Here is a 20,827-nt window from a genome sequence, read left to right on the forward strand (position 1 = left end):
TTAACCTGCATAAACAGGATCACGCGAAGATCGATTCATACACCACGTCCGTGGACGTGACCCAGCACCGGCGGCTGCTCCGGTAGTGGAGCCCCTTTTTCCTCGGTCAGCGCCTGCTCCAGCGCGTCCAAGGTCTCCCCGGCGACCGCCAGTCCAGCCGACTCTTGATGCGCCCGCACGATCGTGGAGTCCACGCTGACCAGCTCCAACCCGACCTGCCCACGCGATGCGGCCTCGGCGATCAGCGCGTCCATCAGCCCTTGGAACACGCCGGCTTTGGCCCAGCCGTTGAACCGGGAGTAGAGCGTGGACCAAGGCCCATAGCGGTCTGGGACGTCACGCCAGCCGGATCCGGTGCGGAACCGCCACAAGATCCCGTTGAACTGATCACGCACCCGCCGTGGCAGCGGCCCGGTAGCCGCCACCGGCAGAAACTGCTCAATCAACGCCCACTCGGCATCTGTCACATCGAAGCGCGCCACATCCGAGTTCTACCAGCGACGGCCAGGCCACCACTGGGACTCACCTAGATCCGAACCCCGAACAGCTCCTAGATCCGTGAGCGCGCTGCCGTCGCAGACATCACCTGATCGCCAACTTGCCGCGTCGTGTGATGGTTGATCTGCGCTGCCAACCAGACACAATCAACGGGCCGGCTTGTGTCGACCATGACGGTGGGTATGAGGCCCAGCGGCTCAGCCTTCGCCGCCCACGTCTGCCAATCGTCAGCCAGGCGCCGCTCGTCCTGGTAAAGGGCGCTTCGCCGTCGACTCGCGTAACGTTCCCTGGCGACCTCGGCGGGCACATCGCACCAGACTTCCACGGCCCGGTCGGCTCGCGTGCCCTCGATCCCGGCCTTCGCGTGCAGCAGGTCACACAGCCGAAACCACCACGAGTCGACTACCACGCTTCCCGGGATAGCACGCGCCAGTGCCCATACCGTTTCCATGGATGCCGCCGAACCCCGGGATGGACGCGACATCGTCCACGCACGTCTCCAACGCCTCCTTCATGGAGTCCTTCGACAGCAGTCGCGCGCCCAATTGCGCGGCCAGGGCTCTGCCCAAGGTCGACTTGCCGTGACCCAGGTGGACCGTTCACCAGAACTAAGAGTCTGTCCACCCGATCATGATGCCGAGCCCGTGAAGAGAGCAGAATCCGCTCCAACCGTTCTGGCCGGATAGCAGTGGGGAGCATTGATGCGCTGGGTGCGCGCAGGCACGGTGGGGCGGCGGAGAACAGCGGCCGGCGGTGTAGCCCGGCGCGGGCCAGGTGGAGCTTGAGCAGGGTGACGTAGCCGCGGTCGTCGAGCAGCATGGTGCGCACGCTGCCGCCCTTGCCGATTCGCACTGTCATAGTGAGCGCGGGCAGCGGCACGCGGCTGGTTCAAACCTCGCGGCGGATCGCGAGCACGCTGAGCCACGTGCGGTGGGTGGCACTCTCGGCGTGCTCGCGTACCTCGAAGCCGATCTCGGCGAGGACCGCAAGCAGCGTGCTCGGCTTGCGGTGTACGAACCAGCGCAGAAGCCCTTCGTCGTGCGGGACCGGCTCCCAGACCTCGCCGTCGCCGGTCGAAGTGCTCAGCCCGAGCACGCCCCCAGGGCGCAGGGCTGCGTGCCAGGCGCGCAGCGTGGGGACGGTCTCGGCGGCCGGTACGTGCAGGAGGGCCGCGACCGACCACAATCCTGCCAGCGAGCCGGGGGCCAGTGGGGGGCGGCGCAGGTCGCCCAGAGCCACGGGAACGCCGCGGTCGGTGGCCAGTGCAGCCATGGCGGCCGAGCGGTCCACCCCTACCGGGCAGAGCCCCTGCTCTTGGAACCAGGCCGCGTCCCTTCCCGGGCCGCATCCTAGGTCGGCGACGCGTCCTCCGGTGGGCAGCGCGGCAGCGAAGCGCGCTCGAAAGGCGCGGAACGCGGCATCGGGGTTCTCGGAGCGGGAGGCGAAGACGGGGGCGATGCGGTCGTACGTGGCGGTGGTCCGAGCGGTGGGATCTTCCATCCTGCGGATATTGCCAGGTTTTGGTCTGCCGGTAAGAATCGCGCCACACGGCCCAATCGAGCGGCGTTGCCGCAGGTCACGGTACGCGACGGTGCCACCCGCCGAAGAGGCTCGACATGGAACCGCACAGCGATGACCTGCGCGGACACGGCTTAGCGCACGATCCGGTTCCGATGTTTCCCAGACCCCGACCCCGAGGGATTCCTTCTCACGGCCGTAGATGCGCCGGATGTTGGCGAGCTGCTGGTCGCGACAGGGTCAGGATACACGGCGCGCTCGAGGATCTCGGGCTGCGACGTGGCTGGCGACGGCGTCGACGCCGGGTCGGGCATAGCGTTCGAGAGAGCGGACCGAGGCATGCCGGGAGCGGGCCAGCAGGGTGGGGGAGTTGGTGCCGTCTTCGGCCTCGTGGGTCAGTGCGGAGTGCCGTTGCTGGTGCAGCGTCCAGCCGCCACACAGCTCGAGTTCGGCGGGGTCGGTGATGCCGGGGTGGGCCAGCGGCCGGGTGAGGGTCTCGAACAGTTCGGCGGCGCGCCGGTAGGACAGGCGCGCTCGGCCGGTGACCGGGCAGACGTCGAGGGTGGGGGTGTGGGCGGGTGCCCGCCGGTCGGTGAGGAAGACCGGGCCGCGGGTGCGTCCCTTGAGCAGCCGGGGCAGCTCGGGCTCGGCATCGAGGACCCGTCGGTGGTGAAGCGGTACGCCGAGCGGCGGCAGACGCTCTACGACCACGCTTGGGAGATCCAGGACGCCTAGACAGCAACTCGTCCGAGCCCCGCGCGGCGGCTGCTCAAGGACGGCCAATGGGAGCCACTCGAAGGGTGCCCGCGCGGCCTTATCGTGTTCGGCCGATGGGCGAGCGAGCGCCCCCGGCTGAAGGATCTCCCGCACCTGGTCCCCCAGCACGGCCACCTGGCCGAAGGGCTACGGCAAGGCCGTGGTCTGCGGCTCGACTGAAGGTTCTCGGTTCTTGACCGACACTGCCCGCGTGGCCGTATAGGCGACGGTTTCCGAGCGACTGGGGCGCGCAGGCGGTGCAGAGAGCCTGTCCCGAGAGGTCTTCTGCACAACCCTGCCGGGCGGGCGCGCCAGCCGCGGGCCGGGCATCCTGCGTTTGCTCGGGGCCCGTGCCGTGAGCAACTCGATGTCGACGGCTCGTCATGAAGGTGGCGCGCGAACTCGTCGCGGGCGCTGGCCGGCCTTGCGTCCACCTCCTGCACGCCGGTCGCCAGCGGCCCCGGCATTCACCCAACCGAAGATCTCCCGCGAGAAGACCGGTGACTTATCAGTGCTCGGGCACATCTACCAAGCGGCCTCGAAAAGAGGAAACACCTGGAGAACGGTCGGCCAGCCCTAAATAGTCGGCCGTTCTCGGTGCAGGGACGCCCGCAATGGGCAGCTCGGTGACGGTAGCCTGACCCTTCGCCCTGCTCCTGTTTCCGTGTCTGGGTTGAGCAATGTTCGTGCCATTGCCGCTGGCACGCAGCACAGTTTGGCTCTCATGGCCGATGGCGCCGTCCGAGCCTGGGGCTATAACGGGTATGGCCACCTCGGTGACGGCACCTTCACCGACCGTCCCGCTCCAGTGACCGTTACTGGGCTAAGCCATGTCACGGCCATTGCGCCAGGCGCTTATCACAACCTGGTCATCCAAAAATCCGCTAGGTGCTTCGCAGTACGCATCTTTGGATTCCGTATCTACATTTGTACGGGGTGACGTTCTCATCTCCCCTGGAAGAGGGCGTGCTTCGATGTCCGACGCTCCGGCATAGGCACGGGATGGGAGATAGCCGCAGTCTTCCATGTCCCAGCTGATGGTCAGCTCGAGACGGTCAGCAAGGAACGGGGTCAGGGACTTGGGAGCGCGGTGGCGCGGCCAGGGTCGTGGGGGCACCGCCTTCGTTTCGCGACCAGGGTGCCCAGGTGGCTCGGGTTGCTACCGCCTGAGTCAGGCGATACGGATCTCGGGGAGTCCGCTGGGAAGGGTGGCGGCCACCCACGCCAGCTCTGCACGGTCCTGCTCGATGGCGGCCACGGCCGCCGCGAGGGCCGCCTCCCGGGTCGGCCAGCGGTCGCCGACCTTCATCTTCCAGCCGTGGAGTCCTCGCCAGGCGTGCCATCCGCCGCCGCGGGCCCGGCTGGCGGAGGCGGCGGTCATCGGCGGCTTCGTCGAAACACCCGTAAGGTCGCCGCGGAGTTCGTCGGATCGGATGAACTCTCGTAGCCTCCGTCGGCGCAGGATGCTCGCATGTCGACGACGCTGGTGATTCGCGGTGGCGCAGTCCATGACGGCGGCGGCCCCGGCCGTGCCGCCGCCGTGCTCGTCCACGGAGGATCCGTATGACCGCGCTGTCCCACCCCGAGCTCGGCGAGGCGCGGGCGGCGGCCGATGAGGCGTCGCGAGCCGGCGGCCTCGCCGTCCGAGAGCTGACAGGGCCGGTCGAACATCGGGAGGCGGAGCGGCTGCTGGCGCTCGTCTGGCGCATGGGCCAGGGCAGCCCCCCGGTGTCAGGCGACCTGATGCGCGCGCTGTCGCACGCGGGCGCCTACGTCGCGGGCGCGTACCTCGGCCGCGACATGGTCGGCGTCACCGCGGGCTTCCTCGGCGGCCGTCCAGGTTCCGCCATCGAGCTGCACTCGCATATCACCGGCGTCCTCCCGCGCGTCCAGGGCAGGCGGGTCGGCTTCGCGCTGAAGCTGCACCAGCGGGCCTGGGCGCTCGAACGCGGGATCGACACGGTCGTCTGGACCTTCGACCCGCTGGTCCGCCGCAACGCCTACTTCAACCTCGCCAAACTCGGCGCCCGCGTGGCGTCGTACCTGGTCGACTTCTACGGCGAGATGCCGGACGGGCCCAACGCGGGCCATGGCAGCGACCGGCTGCTGGTGCGCTGGCCCCTGCGCGCGCCCCACGTTGCCGCGGCCGCCGCCGGACGGCCGGCGGACGTGCTCGACGTGGGCGGAGCCGTGCTCCTGGACACCGATCCGGACGGCCGGCCGCGGCGACGGGCCCCACAGGCCGCGGAGACCATGCTGTGCGCGGTGCCCGACGACATCGACGCCCTGCGCCGCCGGGCGCCCGGACTCGCCCGGCAGTGGCGGTACGAGGTACGTGCGGCGTTCGCGACCGCCCTGGCCTGCGGCGCCCGGGTGTCGGGCATGACGAGAAGCGGCTGGTACGTGCTCGCCCCGGAGGGGGCGAGCCGATAGGCGCCGTGCCTCACCAGCGCCACCAGGCGGACCCGCCCCTCTGGTCACAAAGCGGTCGCGGGCCGGCCGGTACAGCAGGTGCTGAAGCGTCCCGGCGAGCCGCGCGTCGGCGTCGTCGAGGCCGATGCCGCTGACCGCGCCCGCGCGGCCCGGCCCCTGTCGAGCCACCCCGGCTCGGACTCATCACCTCCGAAGCGGGTACGTTCGGATCATTCCCCTCACAGCTGACAAGTGTCGTGACGAGGGAGGCGAGACCATGACGGCTCGGCAATCGTTCGGAGGCGGCTCGGGAGTGTTCCGGCGCAAGCCGGTGGAGCAGATCGCCAGCGAGCACGAAGGCGAACTCAAACGGGAGCTCGGCCTGTGGCAGCTCACCGCGATCGGCATCGGCGGCATCATCGGCGCGGGGATCTTCGCGCTGGCCGGCGCGGTGGCCAACCAGACGGCCGGGCCCGCCGTGCTCATCTCCTTCCTGCTGGCCGGTGTGGCCAGCGCGGCCGCGGCGTTCTCCTACGCGGAGTTCGCCGGGCTCATCCCGAAGGCCGGATCCGCCTACACGTACGGCTACGCCGTACTGGGGGAGCTGGTCGGGTGGTTGATCGGCTGGGACCTGCTGCTGGAGTACACCGCCATCGTCGCGGTCGTGGGGATCGGCATCTCCGGCTACTTCGGGTTCCTCGTCGGCAACCTGGGCCTGCACCTGCCCGAATGGATGCTGGGCGCCCCTGGCACCGCGCCCGGGCGGGTGATGGACCTGTTCGCGGCGCTGCTGTGCCTGTTCATCGCGTACCTGCTCAACCTGGGCATCAAGGCCGCCGCGCGGTTCGAGACCTTCGTCGTGGCGGTGAAGGTGGCGGTCGTCCTGGTCGTGATCGTGGTCGGCTTCTTCTTCATCAACCCGGCCAACTACACCCCGTTCTTCCCGTTCGGCGTCGCCGGCGCGATCACCGGAGCGGCCACGGTGTTCTTCGCCGTTTTCGGCTACGACGCCATGAGCACGGCCGCCGAGGAGTCCAAGGACGCCCAGCGTCACATGCCCAAGGCGATCATCTATTCACTCGCCGTCTCGATGGTGCTGTACGTCCTGGCCACGCTGGTTCTCACCGGCATGCAGAACTACCGGGACATCGACCCGGAGAGCGGCTTCTCCTCGGCGTTCGCCGCGGTCGGCCTGTCCAAGCTGGCCGGGGTCATCGCGGCCGGCGCGATCGTCGGCATCCTCACCGTCATGTTCACCTTCATGCTCGGTGTCACCCGCGTGTGGTTCTCGATGAGCCGGGACGGGCTGCTGCCGCACTGGTTCGCCAAGCTCCACCCGGTGCGCCGGGTGCCGAGCCGTATCACCTGGATCGTCGGGGTGGTCTCCGCGATCATCGCCGGGTTCCTGCCGATCCGGGAGGCGGCCGAGCTGACGAACATCGGCATCCTGCTGGCCTTCGTCGTGGTGTGCGTCGCCGTCATCGTCCTGCGGTACCGGCGGCCCGACCTGCCGCGGACCTTCCGCACGCCGGGCATGCCGGTGGTCCCGGCCATCGGCGTCCTCTTCTCGCTGTGGCTGATCACCTTCCTGAACCCGGTCACCTGGCTGCGGTTCGCGATCTGGTTCGCGATCGGCTTGATCATCTACTTCGCCTACGGCTACCGGCATTCCGAGCTGAACCGTCAGCAGGCGCCGTAGCGCGCCCGGCAGGGCGCAGGCGTGGCCTGCGCCCGCCCCCTCCGGGCCTGCCCACCGGGGCGGCAACCCCGAGGTCGAAGAACCGGGCGATCTTCGGCCACATGTCATCCCAGCGGAACAGGTCGCCGTTGTTGATGTCGAACGCCTGGTCGGCGCAACGGGGGTCGGTCGCCGCCCATACCGTGGCCTTGGCCGGCTCGCCGGGCGACCCGGCCGGTCCCGCCGTCGCGAACGGCGGGACCGGCGGTGATCGTGTTCGATCAGCGGTCCACTGCCGGATATGGTGCGACATGACCGAAGTGTCCTTCACCTTCCCCGGGGACCACACGCACGCAGTCCCGTCGCTGCACCAGCTCGCCCTGGCGGGCACCCCCGGCTCCTCGTACGAGTCGATCCGCCCGCAGCTGCGCGACACCGACACGCTGTCCTTCTGGCCGATGGTCGTGAACGGCGCCGACGTGGTCGCGGTCGGCATCAACGCGAAGACGTTCCCGCTGGACCGTGAGAACGTCACCCGGCTCGCCTACCTGCTGGGCCTCGCGGACGACGCCCCGCACCAGTTCGTGGTGTCGATCGACTCCGACCCCCTCACCCCGGACTACCTGAGCGTCGAGGTCGGCCTCGGCCGGGTCGAGCTCCGGCTCTACCAGGAGCGCGTGGACACCCGCGTCCGCGTGATCATCCCCGCCGACCGCTGCGACGCGGTACGCGGGGCCCTGACCGCGCTGTTCGCCCAGGCCAGGCCAGTCGCCTGACGGCCGGCGCCGTGGCACCCCCTATGAGGCGGCAGCCTGGCCGAGCCCGTCCTCGAGACCGTCGAGCACGGCGTTGCAGTCCCGCAGCAGCGTTCCGGCGTCGGCGGCGGTGAGCAGGAGGACACCCAGCCAGTTCGCGACGCCTGCGGCCGGGTCGTAGGCGGGGACGGGCCGCCCGGCCGGCAGGTCGAAGGCCGCCACGGGCTCGACGGCGCTGCCCGGCGACAGGATCGCCGGCCAGTTCACGGCCCGCGGCGACCAGGGCGGCGTGCTACGCCACGGGTTCCCCGCGGCGTCGGCGGGGACGGCGACGACGGAGGCGGCCGCGCCGTCCCCTTCGACGAGCATCCGCTCGGGGTAGCCGACGCGTTCGCCGAGCAGCTGCCGGGTGAGCATGGCGATCGGGTCGAGCCCGAACACCTCCTCGATCTGCCTGGTGATCATGACGCCGCCGAACCTCGCGCCGGTCTCGATGACGGCGGGCACGCCGTCGGCGCGAAGCTTCAGCTCCGTGTGCGTGCCGCACGTGCCGAGCCCGAGCGCGTCCACGGCCTGCCGGGAGACCTCCTCGATCGTGCGCTGCAACGGCTCCGGCAGCACGCACGGCATGAGGCTCGCCACCTCGTTGAACGGCGGGATCGGCGGCAGCCGGGCCGTGATGCACAGCGGGTGGTAGACGCCGTCGGCGACGATCCCCTCGACGCTCACGTAGTCGGCGTAGCCGGGCACGTCGTACCAGCCGTCGACCGAGCCGGTGACGATCTCCTCCACGAGCAGGTGCCGGTCGGCCTCCGTCTCGTACAGCTCGCTCATCCCGGCCTGGTTGCCCTTGTCCAGGGCGGCGGCGACCTGCGTCCACGCGGCCGGCGCGTCGTCCGGCGAGTGGAGGACCAACTGGGCGATGGAGCCCGCGCCCCACGCCGGCTTCAGCAGTACCGGCGGGGTCAGCTCGGTCAGCGCGGTCCGCAGGTCGGCCTCGGCGCGGACCCGGCGGAAGCCGGGGATGGGCACGCCGGCGGCCGCCCAGCTCTCCCTCATGAGCCGCTTGTCGCGGGCCTTCTCGGCGGCGGCGGCGCCCGCCCCTGCCAGGCCGAGCCGGTCGGCGGCGTGCGCCACCGCCAGGACCGCGAACTCCGACAGCGTCATGACGGCGTCGGCGCCGATGGCCTTGGCGTGCCGTACGATCTCGTCGACGGCGGCCTGGCCGCGGACGCCGTCCGCGCCGGCCTCGGTGATGCTCGCGCAGTGCGGTCGCCACCGCTCAGCCCCGGCGACCGGCAGCGGCATGAGCGCCAGCACATGCAGCTCGCCGCAGCGGGCGATGCGCGGGAAGGCGTGTTCGAGCGGCGCGCCGCCCTTGGCGTAGACGTACAGGATCGTGTTCACGTGACGTTCTCCTTCGTTGCCGTGGGCGCCTGCGCGGTGGCGTGCCGCCGCTGCCGGCTCCGGCGCAGCAGTACGGCCAGCGCCGCCATGAGCACGACGGTGCCGACGGCGACATGGGTCAGGAACAGGTCCATCGCGCCTTCGGACAGGTAGCCGCTGAGCGCGAGCACGACGACGGCGCAGACGGAGCGGTCGATGAGGGACTCCAGCGACAGCAGCGTGGCGCGGTGCCGCGAGTCGGTGATGGCGGTGTTGACCAGCCGCCGCTGGACGGGGAAGACCAGGCCCGAGGCCAGCGAGAAGACGCACAGGAGGATCACCGTGCCGGTCGCTCCGGTGACGACCACCAGCGCCAGCGTGGCCGCCATGACCGTGGTGAGCGCGAACACCACCGGGACGTCGCCGAAGCGCCGCAGCCAGGTGGAGCGGGCCGCACCCGCCAGCTCGAAGACCGTGGTCACCGCCATGATCACGCCGAACGCCGCGAGCGGCAGCTCCTTGACGGTGAGGATCGGCTGGAAGAGGTTGGCCTGGCCGATGCGCACCAGCGTGAAGACGGCCACCCCCTGCGCGATGAGCAGCATCAGGAGGGGCGAGTGCCGTAGCACCCTGCCCACGAGGAGCTGATCGCGCACCGACGTATGCCGTCCGCCGTGCCCCTCACCTCCCGGAGGCAGGGCCGGCAGCCGGATCGCGAGCAGGACGGCGACGGCGCAGCAGGCGGCTGACAGCCAGTACGGCGAGGGCGCGTACCACTGCATGAGCACCCCCGCCGCGGGCAGTCCTGCGATGCGGCCGGTCAGCGTGTAGGCGCGGCCGCTGCCTTCGGCCTGCTGGTAGGCGGCGACGGAGCCGGTGCGTTGCAGGTACTCGAACAGGTAGGCGCTGCCCGCGCCGGACACCAGCGAGTTGCCGAGCGCGACGAGCAGGAAGTGGGTGAGGAATCCCCCGTAGGACGTCCAGGCGACCGGGACGAGGTTGGCCGCCGTCAGCACGACCGCGCCGGCCCGCAGGAACCTGCGGTAGTCGAAGCGGTCGGCCAGCGCGCCGGTCGGGATCTCCAGCAGGCAGAACGCCAGGTAGTAGATGCTCTGGATGCCGAAGATCTCTCCGTCCGACAGCCCGTGGTCGCGCTGGTAGACGTAGTAGATCGGCAGCCACCACAGCAGGCCGGTGAACAGCTTGAAGCCGTTGAGGGTCCTGATGACCCGCCGGGCGGCCGGTGTGACGCCCGCCGTCATGGCGCTGACCGGTAGGGCCGGATCTGCAGCAGTGTGATCCGGTCACCGTCCATGGCCCACTCGATGTCGACGGGGACCCCGTAGAGGTAGTCGGGGGAGAAGTGGGACTGCAGCAGGCGGCCGATCAGTGCCAGTCGGGCGAGGGAGTCCTTCGTGGCGGTGTCCAGGTCGGAAGGGGCGGACCCGAGGGAGATCGTCCGGCCGCCGCCCTCGACGGTGTTGTAGAGATGCTGCAGGGGGTCGCGGGTACCGGAGACGACGTCGGTGACCGAGCCGGTGGAGATGTTGACGTAGACGTTCCTGAAGTCGCGGGGGTCGGCCGGGTTGCAGGTGACCAGGACGCCGCCGAGGGGGACGTCGACCCACTCCTGGACGATCACTCCCATGTAGCAGTCCTCCAGCTGGATGCCGGCCTGCTCGCGCAGCCGTACGCTGCGCGCGGACACCAGCGAGGCCCACACCTCCTTGATGCCGTCGGCGATCGAGTCGAGGGTGCGCGCGTGCAGGACCGACTCGTAGACGCCCGCCGCGGAGAAGCCCGCCAGGTCCTCCGCGTTGGACGAGCTGCGCACCACGAACCGGCCGACACCGGACAGGTGGGTGACGATGGCGTCGTCGATCCGCCGCAGGATGTCGTCGGGCAGCCGGGTCTCGACGATCATCCGCTGGAGTTCGGCGCAGAGGCTCTCGACGTGGTCGGTGCCGGCCTCCAGAGCCATCTTCACGCGGCCGATGGTCTGCTGGATCCGCGGCGAGGACTCCAGGAACTCCTGCTGCAGGGAGAACGGCAGCGCGATGCCGCGCGGTACCTCGACGTGCTGTCTGAGCAGGCGCTCGGCGGCGGCCGTCAGGGCGGCCTCGTCGGCGGGGCCGGTGACCCCGAGCTGCCCGGCCAGGTAGCCGAGGAGGTCGGGCCGCGGCGGCCGGGGGATCTGGTAGAAGCCCAGCCAGCGGCGGGAGCCGTGGACGAGCACATGGCACAGCTCGCCGAGGTTGGCGGCCTTGGTGCCGAAACGGTAGTGGTCGCCCATCCGCAGGTGCGACAGCGGGGTGATCTCGGTGGCGTCCGTCTCCGGCCGTTCCAGCGTGACGCGTTCGGCGGTCCACGGCGGCCCGGAGTCGAGGGTGTCGGGCGGTTCGGCCGCCTCGACGAGGATCCGCGGGGCGGCGGGGTCCACCTCGTACCGCACCCAGGTGCCGTCGAGCCCGGCCAGGCCGGGACGGTCGAGGAGGTCGGTCTGGATGGCGTTGGGGATGCCCCACCCGGTGGCCAGCACGTTGGTGTGGGACAGCGGGGTGGTGTGCTCGGTGTTGACCAGCCCGGAAACCCGGGGGATGTCGTCGGGTACGCGCGGCATGACCACGATGTCGTGCCATTCCACGGTGCCGGCGGCGGCGCGGTAGTCGGCCGTCGACGTGAACAGCCGGAGCCTGCCGTACGTCGTGCCGGGGTTGAGCGGCACGAACGGCGCCTGAGACAGCAGCTCGTGGGCGAGGAGCCGCGGTAACTCCTCCTGCGGGATGCGGGCGACGTGGGATTCCTGCAGGTGGTTGGCCGGCTTGAGGAACAGCGGCACCGACGGGTCGAGGTGCGCGCGCACGTGCCGGTAGAAGGACAGCAGCATGTCCGCCGACATGGTGTCGGCCTCCACCGTCTCCAGCGACAGGAAGACGCGCTCCTCCTCGTCGCCGTCGTCCCGCCCACGCCGGTGCATCGCGAGCAGCCCCAGCAGGAAGCGCCGGTCGGGGCGGACGTAGACGTTGTGGTTGAAGGTGTCGATGTCGCGCAGCAGGACCTCCACCGGCTCGCCGAGGATGTGCTCGGCGATGTACCGCACGTGCAGCGGGTTGCCGGTGCTGTCGATGAAGTGGAACTCCGCCTTCTCGAGGTCCACCACGACCTTCACGAACGGGAACCCGGCCAGGCTCCCGGCGAGCTTCATGAACGTCGGAACGGTCAACGGGACGTCCAGCGTGGCGGGAACGACGGAGGTGCGGGGGAGCGTTTCGCTCATGGTGGTCACCACTGCTGGACACCGCCCGTCGTCGTCGGCGTGGACCTGCTCATGTGATCTCCTGTCGTCACGGCGTGCGAGCACGCGGGAGGACGCCGTACGCGCACCGCGCGGACGGCGCCTCGCTGTCAATAGGTGGATGCGAGGGGGCGGGTACGCCCGATGCGGCTCAGCCGCTTCTCCTGCCCTGGTCGCGGATCATGGCCTGCGACGTCGGAAGGGCTCGCGCGGCTGCTTGGCGCGGCGCGCGGAAAATGCCTGTCGGATAACAGGAAATAAAGTATCCCATCGCGATCAGATGCCCTCCTTGAGAATGACTCTACGAGGCCGCTGAGTTGCGAAGTGCTGATAACTCTTCTACTGCAACCTTAAACTTCTCCTTGCTCAATCACATTGGCTTGCCGGTGCTTGTGCGCCGACGCCGGGTACGACGATACACACGCCTTGCGAAAAGGAAAAATCTTCCCGTCCGCAAGGTGTATGACCTGTGTTTTCGCTGGTTTGTCGACGCTGTCGAATAGGTTATGAATAGTGATCGGGGCATCACGGGGATGAGTCACTGTCCAGTCACTGTGAGGCCTGATTCGCATACGGGTGACCCCGGTTCGCCGCCGTCGTCGGCGGACGAGTATGATCAAGGGCTTAATGGCGGGGGCATTCGCATTGCCATTTGCCCGGACTTCCTTTCCCGGTCATGTCCGGGGTGGTTCGCCTGGTGGAAGCGGTCGCCGCTGACCGGCGGCACAGCCGCGCACGTGCTCCACCCTCCAGGGCGGGGAGACACCCTCATCGGGCCGGCCGACCGGGAGGTGCGGGCGCTGGCCATCCACTCGAAGCAGGGTCGGGAAGGACGGGTCGTTCAAGGGCTCAACGCCACAGCTCGCTGTCCTCGTGTCGCGCCGGCGGCAGGTCTTCGGACGGCGCGGAGGGCCACGGTTTCACGCCCTGGCCTCGCTCGAGCCTGACCGCCATCTCGACGAGCCGCGCGCAGATCTGCTCGAGATTGTGATGCGCGTGGTTTCGCTCGGCGATGATCGCCGCGAGCAGCAGCGCGGTCAGCGCCGCCGAGCCGTTGAAGGCCTGCAGAATGACCATGTTGACGAACAGGTCATGGTGGGCGAAGGGGCCGATGCCGCGCGCGGCGTTGACGATCGCCACCGTCGAGACGATCAGCACGCATGCCGTGGCCCCCGGCAACTGGAAGCGCAGGGCCGCCCAGATCAGCAGGGGGAAGACGAGAAAGAGCATGTTGGTCGAGGTCGTCGTGGCCGCCAGCGTCACCAGGAATGTGAGCACCACCAACGCCGCGGCCTCCGCCCACCGCCCCACAAGCGCCCGGCGCGGCAGCCGGAGACTCTCGCGCAGTGACAGCGCCTGCGTCCGCCAGCTCGCATGCACCTCTCGCGGCAACCGAAGCCCCTTGTGCAGCACGAGCAGGAGTGGCGTGATGACCAGCACGCCCATCGCGTCGCCCGTCCACCACACCGACCACGTCGGCCAGAACTCGGCCGGTTGCAGCGCGCCGGAGAGCACCAGCACGCCGCTGCCCAGCGTGGCGCTGACCAGCATTCCGGCGAGGGCGCCGAGGAACACCAGGGCGAGCGCGTCCCTCAGCCGATTCAGCGAGCTGCGGAAGCCCACGCTGGCGAGCAGGAAGTAGGAGCACAGCGGACCGATCGTGTTCCCCACGGAGATCGCCAAGACCGCGAGCATCGACGGCCCGAGCGTCGCGTTGACGAGGAAGGCGCCCAGGGTGATCCCCGGCCAGGCCCGCACACCCATGAGGAGAAGGCAGGCAAGGGCGATGCCCGTGGGCGGCCACAACGGCGTGACCTGCCCCCGTACCAGCTCCTGTAGAAGCCCCAGCTCAGCGGCTGCGAGATAGACGCCTGCCACGACAAGAACGGACAGGCCCTGCGCGACGTAACCCCTGAGCCCCCCGTCGTGCTGCACCAGCCTCACCACGCTAGGTATCAAGACAATCGAGGCTTCGCCCACCTTATCGTGTTGCGAGTCACGGCATAAGGGCTGACCTGGCGCTTCGTGAACGGCGGGGGTTCCGCGGAATGCGCGATGCCGGAGCGGGCATGGTCGTGCGGGACGGTTGCCGTACCGCCGCGAACGCGGTTCCGTGCGCGGGGTCGCCGTCCGGCCGAAGGGATCGCACGATGGAGCGGCTCGAGGAGGACGTCCCTGGTCGCGCCTCGTTTTGCGGCGCAGGTGGGTGGGCATGAACGCCGAGCGGGAGCTTGCCATGGCAAGCCTCGACGGCCTCGGGCGAGTCCCGGTCGGGCTCCCGCGAGCCCCGGGTGCTCGCCCGGCCGTGCGTGCGGCTCGGCTGGGCAGGAGCACCCTTCGCGGACGGGCCCATGCCCGATCCACGCCGGAAGGCTCCGGGGACTCCCGGAGCCTTCCGCCGTCTCTCGCGCTCTCGGCCTTCTCGCGATGTCCCGGCCATGCGACCGATGATCGTATCGGCGATGTCCGCCTACCCCGGCGCCTGTCTGCCATCCCGGCGAGCGGCGCAAAATGGTTGGACTCCGGCCGGTAGAGTCGACAACCTTGGGTTGACGTTTTCGATTCGTTCGAAGGGCCGGCCGCGTGTCGCTGTGGCGCAACAAGAACTTCTCCCTCTTTCTGGTGATCCAGGCGATGTCGGTCGCCGGCGACTCCTTCTCCATGATCGCCATCCCCCTGCTGGTGCTGCGCGAGACCGGCTCGGTCGTGCAGATGGGCCTGATGACCGGACTGTCCGGCGTGGCCTCGCTGGTGGCGGGCGCGTTCGCCGGGCTGGCCGCGGACCGGCTGGACCGGCGACGGCTGCTGATCGCCTGTGACATCGCCAGGGCCGTGCTCTACGCGCTGGTTCCCCTGGTGTGGATCTTCGCGCCCCAGATCTGGCTGCTGTACGTGATCGTCCCGCTGGGTGCGGCTCTGGGCATGGTCTTCCAGGTCACCTACGTCACCGTGGTCCCGCGCCTGGTCGGCAAGGACCAGATCACCCAGGCCAACGGCCGCCTGTACGCGGTCTACGCCGCCGCGAGCGTCGGCGGTCCCGCACTCGCCGGCCTGGCCTCCCAGCGGTTCGGTCCGACGGTCGCGCTCGGCATCGACGCGGTGAGTTTCGCCATCTCGGCGCTGGGCCTCAGTCTCGTACGGCTGCGCCCCGCCGAGGCGCCGGCCGCCGAGCGCGGCGGCTTCCTCGACGGCGCCCGGTTCCTCTGGCGCCACCCGGTGCTGCGCTCACTGACGGTCCTGCTGACGTTCTTCATCTTCCTCACGGCCGGGCTGGACGACATCATCATCTACTACCTCAAGCACGACCTCGGCCAGAACGACGACGCCGTCGGTGTCGTCCTCGCCTGCGCCGCGGTCGGCTCGCTCGCGGGGGCCGCGGTGGTGGCCAAGATCAGGGGGCGGCTCGGGTTCGGCCCGACCTGGATCGCCGGCATCGCCTTGTCGGGTACGGCTGTCGCGTGCGCGGGCCTGGCCCCCGAGGTCCCGGGCATCGCGGCGATCATGGCAGGCTTCCTGTTCGGCTCCGCCATCGGCGGCATCTGCTCGCAGTCCCTGCGCCAGGAGATCACCCCCGACCACCTGCTCGGCCGGGTCACCTCGGCCTTCTGGACGATCCACTTCGCGCTCGGCCCGATCGGCGCGGCCCTGCTCACGCTGGCCGCCTCCCGCTACGGCGCGCCGGAGATCGCGCTCGCCGTCGGCGTCGCCATCCTTGCGATCGCCCTGGCCGGAACGCTGACGCCGGTCAGGCAGCCCCACCCTGAGCCTGTCGCCTCGACCTGAGCCTCACCGCTCGGCTTCGGCGGCGCGAGAGCGCGACGCCTGGTCCGCCCCGTGAAGGACGGCGGCGAGTGGTGGAGGAGCGCCGGCGCGGGCCTGGGGCGAGGGCCGACGTGGCACAGGTGGGCGGTGCGCACCCGGCGACGCCCATCGGGGGCTCGCGGCTACGGTTGATCGGACTCGAGGTTGGCGATCATGCGGCCCAGGGTTCGCATGAAGGCGTCGATCTCCTCCTGGTCGATCCCGTCCAGCGCCTGGGCGTTGGCCGCCCGCGCGCCCTCGGCGAGGGCGTCCTGGATCTGGCGGGCCCGCTCGGTGAGCGTATAGCGGGAGCGCCTGCGGTCCTCGGGATCGGTGGTGCGCACGATCAGCCCGTCGCGCTGCATGCGGTTGAGCGTGTGGGCCATCGTGGACTGGTCGATCCTGACCCGGTCGCACAGCTCCTGCTGGGTGAGGCCGTCCTCCTCGTAGAGGGCCAGGAGCTGGGCGAATTGCCCCGGCGTCACGCCCGTGCCGGAGATGTTGGCCCGCAGCCCGTTGGCGAGCAGCCTGGCGAGGTGGTTGACCTGGTAGCCGAGGGACGACCGGCGGGGCAGTGAGGTCACACGCGGTCCTTCGCGCGGATCAGGCGGCGGACGCGCGGCCACTGCCACATGGCCACGCCGGACACCACGAGGACGGGCACGACGAACCAGCGTATCGCCGTGTGCGCGGGGGAGTCCGCGGGCGGCGCGAGGTAGATGTAGGCCACGATCGCCAGCCCGGTGGCGAGGTGGACGGCGCGCTGAATCGTGCGGATCTGTTTCGCCTTCATGGCGTCCTCCGATTTATATGGCTTGCCATGGATAATACATGGCAAGCCATTTAAATCAACGGGCTCAACCGGTGATCTCGTAGACGGCGATCGTGCCCTTCGCGTAGCGGAGCGTGGCGAAGTCGTCGAGTTCGGGGGCGACCGGGATCTTCCGCCCGCGGTCGGCCACCAGCCACCGCACGCCGTAGCGCTCCTTGAGCGAGCGGACCGCCTGCTCCGTGGGCGCGGTGAAGACGGCGTCGTTGGCCGCCAGCAGGGAGAGGTCCCAGAACGGGCGGGTGGCCATGGACTGCCGGTTGACATCCTCCAGTGCGGCCAGGTTCTTGGCCGTGTAGCCCCAGCCTTCGATCAGGACACGCCGCTCCGCGTACGCCGAGATCCAGAAGTGCCTGCTGTCGCACTTCCTGGCGTTGGAGCGGCAGTGCGCGTTGGTCGCCAGGACGTCGCCGGGATCGGAGTGGTCGCGCACCCAGCGCGCGGCCTCGATGCCCTCCCAGGGGATCTCCGGTACCGCTGGGACGTCCGCCGGTGTCAGCGCCCCTGTCACCGACATGATCGCCGAGGGCGCGGAGAACCCCGTGACCAGCAGCAGCACCGCCGCGCGCCGCCACGGGACGCGCCAGAGCGCCAGGGCCACGACGATCACGAGCAGGGCCAGCACGCCGTACGGCAGGACGAAGGCCTTGCTGAGCCCCGTGTCGCCGAGCACGGCGAGCTGGGGCGCCGACGTGTCGCCGGCCGTTCTGAACAGGTGCAGGACGGCCGCTCCTGCGGCGATGGCCGCGACGACGAGCGGCGGGCGCAGCCGCCGGGAGACGGGGTCCAGCGCGGCCAGCACACCGGCGACGGCGACGATCCACAGGTACGGCTTGGCCGCCGTGAGGAAGTACAGCTGGCTCATCCCCGGATGTCCGAGGAACAGCACCGCGCCGAGGGAGCCGAGGCCGAGCCCGAGGAACAGCGTCAGCGCGCGGTCAGGGCCGGACCCCGGATCGCGCCTGGGCCCGAACACCCCCACCCAGAGCGCGGCCCACGCCAGCAGGAGCGTCGCCGAGACGACGGCAGGGGAGAGGGGGAGCTCGTCGATGAGGCTCTTCGTCGGCCAGGTTCCCACCTGCCTGACCGCCGTGGAGAACGGCCACAGCCGCATCCCCTGCGACGCCCCGCCGAAGACGACGAACTGGGCGAACGCCAGTGTCGCCAGCGTGATGGCGCCGAGCAGCAGCAGATCGCGCTCCACCCGCCGCGAGCGCACCCAGTCCACGGCGACGAGCAGGCAGATGCCCGCGAGCAGCAGGGGCAGGTACGTCGCCTTCGCCCCGGACAGCGCGACGAGCAGCACGGTCACCGGAACGAAGATCACCTTGTTCCGGCCCTCGCCACGCAACAGGCTGATCACCAGCAGGCCGAGGGCTCCGAAGAGGGCGGCGCCGAAGACCTGCGTCGGGCTCAGCCACGCCCACGCGTTCAGCGGACCGAACCCGAAGGTGCTGCCGATCAGCCACGCGTAGGGATTCGGTGGTGTGAGCAGATGGGCCGCGGCGAGGGCCAGCACTCCGGCGAGCCAGGAGCGCGTGATCATGAACGCCGTGGCGGGGACGAGCACGACGAAGATCGCCAGCATCGGCAGCATGGACAGCCGATACAGGAGTGTCTGCGCCTCGATTCCGGTCGCCCAGCTCGTGGCGGCCATGTCCGCGTAGACGAACCAGTGGTAGGACAGCGGCTCGCCCGCGACCTGAGGCACGGTCGGCGGCATGTGGTTGCGCAGCTCGCCGACGAGCGAGATGTGGAAGGGCATGTCGACGTAGGGGACGGCGTCGCCCGGCCAGCTCAGTCCGTGGCGCCGGAAGAAGGCGAGCCCGCTGGACACGACCAGGTAGCAGTACACCGCGCTCATCGCGCAGCCGTACAGGAAGGGGACGCGGGGCGCTCCGCGCGATCGCCAGTGCCGGCGCAGGCGCGGGACCGCGAGGAAGGCCACGACGACCGGAACGGCGCCGAGCACGGCCAGCCGCGGCAGGCCCGCGGCTCTGGCCGCCATGTAGGTGAAGATCTCCAGCGCGTAACCCAGGGCCGTCCCCGCCGCCAGGTCGACGGCAGTGGGCAGCGACAGCCTGGTCAGCGCGCGCCAGAGCAGGGTTCCCGGCAGGGTGAGGACGAGCGCGACGTAGGCGGCGAAGAGCGCGATGTCCTTCGGCGGCGTGCCGTTGGCCACGAGCGTCTGCGCGGTCACCACCACGGCGACCACGCCGGGGGCCGCCCCGAGCCACCGCCGTGCCGCCCGGTGCCGGTACGGCCCGCCGGTGCCTTCCGCGCCTGCCGTTGTCCCCGGGCCTGCGGCGATCGCTGCCGTCATCGCGTCATCCCCTGTTGTGTACTGCCGCCTACGGGCTGACGGTCCGCTCCGCGGACCGGAACACCCACCGGTCGAGGGCGACGAAACGGAAGATCGTCACCGCCAGGTAGGCGGCGATGAGAGTGGTGACCTCCATGGCCCGCCCGTGTTCGGGCAGAGCCTGGACGACCGCCGTCACGACGACCGTGGTCACCAGATAGTTCAGGGCGAACAGCAGGCCCGCCCTGAAGTGGGCCCGCAAGGGCGGGCCGCCGTGGCGGCGGAAGGTCCATCGCCGGTTGGCCTCGGTGTTGAACAGCGTGGCGACGCAGAGAGCGGCCAGGTTGGCCATCGCCGGTGACCAGGCCGCGCGCAGCAGAAGGTAGAGGAGCGTGTGCAGCACCGTGCTGACCACTCCGACCATCGCGAACGACAGGAGCTTGGCCAGCAGCGGGTTGCGCGGCTCGGCGATCGTGGCCTGCGGATGGAGCGGGGCGAGCTCGGACCGCCGGGTCACGGGCACCCGCGCGGCTCCCGTGGACATCGCCCAGGCCATGCGCCACAGGCCGCGGAGGTCGTCCCACGCGGTGCGGCAGACCTTGACCCGGGTGTCCACGTCCTCGTACCAGTCGACAGGCGTCTCGTGGATGCGCAGCCCGTTGTACTCGGCGAGCAGCAGCAGCTCCGTGTCGAAGAACCACTTGTCATCGGAAATCTTGTCCAGGATCGGCCGGACCACCTCGGCGCGGACGGCCTTGAAGCCGCACTGCGCGTCGCTGAAGCCGGCCCCGAAGCCGACCCGGATGATCAGGTTGTAGAGGCGTGAGACGATCTCCCGCTTGGCGCCGCGATGCACCCGGGCCGACCGCGCGAGCCGCGTCCCGATGGCGACCTCGGAATGGCCGCTGATCAGCGGAGCCACCAGCGGAAGGAACGCGTCCAGGTCGGTGGAGAGGTCGACGTCCATGTAGGCGACGATGGCCGCAGGGCTCTCGCGCCAGGTCTGCTTCAGCGCCGCCCCCCGGCCCCTGATGTCCAGGCGGCGCGCGAACACGTGCTCGTGGCTCTCGCAGAGCTCCTGCGCGATGGCCCAGGTCCGGTCCGTGCTGCCGTTGTCGGCGATCGTGATACGCCAGGGGAGGGGGAAGGAGTCCGACAGGAAGGCATGGAGCGTCTTGATGCAGCCGGGGAGCGCCAGCTCCTCGTTCAGCACCGGGATGACGACATCGACGACGGGCTGCTGGGTGCCGTCCGGCGCGAGCTCGGGCCGGAACGCCGTCCTCGTCCGGGCGGCGGTTGCCGAGCTCATCACCGCTCCCTCCGGCCTTCTGCGACGTACGCCGCCGGCCGCCCGATCCCCACATCACCCATGCGTTCACCCGTCCGTTCACCGAGCATGACCATGCCGGCTCGGGTAGCCCCCGGCCCAGACACGATCGTCTTGCGCGGGGAAGGGCGAATCCGCGCGATTCATGGTTCGAGGACCGTGCCCTTGCCGAGCCTTTGCGACAGGCAGACCAAGATGGCCGGATCGGGGGCCTTTCGCCCCGGTCGGCGACCGGGCCTGTCGACCGGGCGGCGGACACGCGCCCCACCG

18 protein-coding genes are annotated in these 20,827 nt (G+C 70.1%); 5 read left to right on the forward strand and 13 right to left on the reverse strand.

The window, feature by feature from the left end; genetic code table 11:
• Window positions 1–35: 35 nt before the first annotated feature.
• The 4 genes from ACFSKW_RS51095 to ACFSKW_RS51110 all read right to left on the reverse strand — a co-directional run bounded on the left by ACFSKW_RS51095 (window position 36) and on the right by ACFSKW_RS51110 (window position 2,727).
• On the reverse strand, window positions 36–482 hold the full coding sequence (locus ACFSKW_RS51095; RefSeq protein ID WP_379582486.1) for an IS5 family transposase: 447 nt from the start codon (window positions 480–482) through the stop codon (window positions 36–38).
• Between the two features lie 68 nt (window positions 483–550).
• Window positions 551–907: a P-loop nucleotide/nucleoside kinase family protein gene (locus tag ACFSKW_RS51100; RefSeq protein ID WP_379582488.1), complete on the reverse strand. Its 357-nt coding sequence runs from the start codon at window positions 905–907 to the stop codon at window positions 551–553.
• 479 nt (window positions 908–1,386) lie between these two features.
• Window positions 1,387–1,998 carry a class I SAM-dependent methyltransferase gene (locus ACFSKW_RS51105; RefSeq protein ID WP_379582490.1) on the reverse strand — a complete coding sequence of 204 codons (612 nt, stop codon included), beginning with the start codon at window positions 1,996–1,998 and terminating at the stop codon, window positions 1,387–1,389.
• A gap of 258 nt (window positions 1,999–2,256) precedes the next feature.
• Entirely contained in the window at window positions 2,257–2,727 is a 471-nt protein-coding gene (locus ACFSKW_RS51110) for a hypothetical protein (RefSeq protein ID WP_379582492.1), read from the reverse strand.
• A gap of 625 nt (window positions 2,728–3,352) precedes the next feature.
• Between ACFSKW_RS51110 and ACFSKW_RS51115 the strand changes: the two genes are divergently transcribed.
• A complete protein-coding gene (locus tag ACFSKW_RS51115; protein ID WP_379582813.1) occupies window positions 3,353–3,712 on the forward strand; it encodes an RCC1 domain-containing protein in 360 nt (119 codons plus the stop codon).
• A gap of 231 nt (window positions 3,713–3,943) precedes the next feature.
• Here the strand turns inward: ACFSKW_RS51115 and ACFSKW_RS51120 are convergent, their stop codons facing one another.
• Window positions 3,944–4,153: a hypothetical protein gene (locus tag ACFSKW_RS51120; RefSeq protein WP_379582494.1), complete on the reverse strand. Its 210-nt coding sequence runs from the start codon at window positions 4,151–4,153 to the stop codon at window positions 3,944–3,946.
• Window positions 4,154–4,335: 182 nt separating this feature from the next.
• Between ACFSKW_RS51120 and ACFSKW_RS51125 the strand changes: the two genes are divergently transcribed.
• The 3 genes from ACFSKW_RS51125 (at window position 4,336) to ACFSKW_RS51135 (ending at window position 7,638) form a co-directional block, all read left to right on the forward strand.
• On the forward strand, window positions 4,336–5,205 hold the full coding sequence (locus ACFSKW_RS51125) for a GNAT family N-acetyltransferase (RefSeq protein ID WP_379582496.1): 870 nt from the start codon (window positions 4,336–4,338) through the stop codon (window positions 5,203–5,205).
• A gap of 256 nt (window positions 5,206–5,461) precedes the next feature.
• Window positions 5,462–6,883 carry an amino acid permease gene (locus ACFSKW_RS51130; protein ID WP_379582498.1) on the forward strand — a complete coding sequence of 474 codons (1,422 nt, stop codon included), beginning with the start codon at window positions 5,462–5,464 and terminating at the stop codon, window positions 6,881–6,883.
• A 290-nt stretch (window positions 6,884–7,173) separates the two neighbouring features.
• Window positions 7,174–7,638, forward strand: coding sequence for a hypothetical protein (locus ACFSKW_RS51135; RefSeq protein ID WP_379582500.1), 465 nt, complete (start codon window positions 7,174–7,176; stop codon window positions 7,636–7,638).
• A gap of 21 nt (window positions 7,639–7,659) precedes the next feature.
• Here the strand turns inward: ACFSKW_RS51135 and ACFSKW_RS51140 are convergent, their stop codons facing one another.
• From ACFSKW_RS51140 to ACFSKW_RS51155, 4 genes are all read right to left on the reverse strand, one after another.
• Window positions 7,660–9,024 (reverse strand): ATP-grasp domain-containing protein, encoded by a 1,365-nt coding sequence (locus tag ACFSKW_RS51140; protein WP_379582502.1) that lies wholly within the window; start codon window positions 9,022–9,024, stop codon window positions 7,660–7,662.
• Complete coding sequence (locus ACFSKW_RS51145) at window positions 9,021–10,265, reverse strand: MFS transporter (RefSeq protein ID WP_379582504.1); 1,245 nt, start codon at window positions 10,263–10,265, stop codon at window positions 9,021–9,023. The genes ACFSKW_RS51140 and ACFSKW_RS51145 overlap by 4 nt, the downstream gene beginning before the upstream one ends.
• Window positions 10,262–12,280 (reverse strand): PEP/pyruvate-binding domain-containing protein, encoded by a 2,019-nt coding sequence (locus ACFSKW_RS51150; protein WP_379582506.1) that lies wholly within the window; start codon window positions 12,278–12,280, stop codon window positions 10,262–10,264. The genes ACFSKW_RS51145 and ACFSKW_RS51150 overlap by 4 nt, the downstream gene beginning before the upstream one ends.
• 867 nt (window positions 12,281–13,147) lie before the next feature.
• Complete coding sequence (locus ACFSKW_RS51155) at window positions 13,148–14,245, reverse strand: MASE1 domain-containing protein (RefSeq protein ID WP_379582508.1); 1,098 nt, start codon at window positions 14,243–14,245, stop codon at window positions 13,148–13,150.
• A gap of 636 nt (window positions 14,246–14,881) precedes the next feature.
• Between ACFSKW_RS51155 and ACFSKW_RS51160 the strand changes: the two genes are divergently transcribed.
• A complete protein-coding gene (locus ACFSKW_RS51160) occupies window positions 14,882–16,081 on the forward strand; it encodes an MFS transporter (protein ID WP_379582510.1) in 1,200 nt (399 codons plus the stop codon).
• A 161-nt stretch (window positions 16,082–16,242) separates the two neighbouring features.
• Here the strand turns inward: ACFSKW_RS51160 and ACFSKW_RS51165 are convergent, their stop codons facing one another.
• From ACFSKW_RS51165 to ACFSKW_RS51180, 4 genes are all read right to left on the reverse strand, one after another.
• Entirely contained in the window at window positions 16,243–16,683 is a 441-nt protein-coding gene (locus ACFSKW_RS51165; protein WP_379582512.1) for a MarR family winged helix-turn-helix transcriptional regulator, read from the reverse strand.
• Window positions 16,680–16,892, reverse strand: coding sequence for a hypothetical protein (locus ACFSKW_RS51170; protein ID WP_379582514.1), 213 nt, complete (start codon window positions 16,890–16,892; stop codon window positions 16,680–16,682). The genes ACFSKW_RS51165 and ACFSKW_RS51170 overlap by 4 nt, the downstream gene beginning before the upstream one ends.
• A gap of 64 nt (window positions 16,893–16,956) precedes the next feature.
• The gene (locus tag ACFSKW_RS51175; RefSeq protein WP_379582516.1) at window positions 16,957–19,251 is read right to left on the reverse strand and encodes a hypothetical protein; all 2,295 of its coding nucleotides are present in this window, start codon (window positions 19,249–19,251) and stop codon (window positions 16,957–16,959) included.
• A 28-nt stretch (window positions 19,252–19,279) separates the two neighbouring features.
• Window positions 19,280–20,539, reverse strand: coding sequence for a glycosyltransferase (locus ACFSKW_RS51180; protein WP_379582518.1), 1,260 nt, complete (start codon window positions 20,537–20,539; stop codon window positions 19,280–19,282).
• Window positions 20,540–20,827 lie beyond the last annotated feature (288 nt).

It is taken from the genome of Nonomuraea mangrovi, from assembly GCF_042681425.1.
In the GTDB taxonomy this organism is placed as follows: domain Bacteria; phylum Actinomycetota; class Actinomycetes; order Streptosporangiales; family Streptosporangiaceae; genus Nonomuraea; species Nonomuraea mangrovi.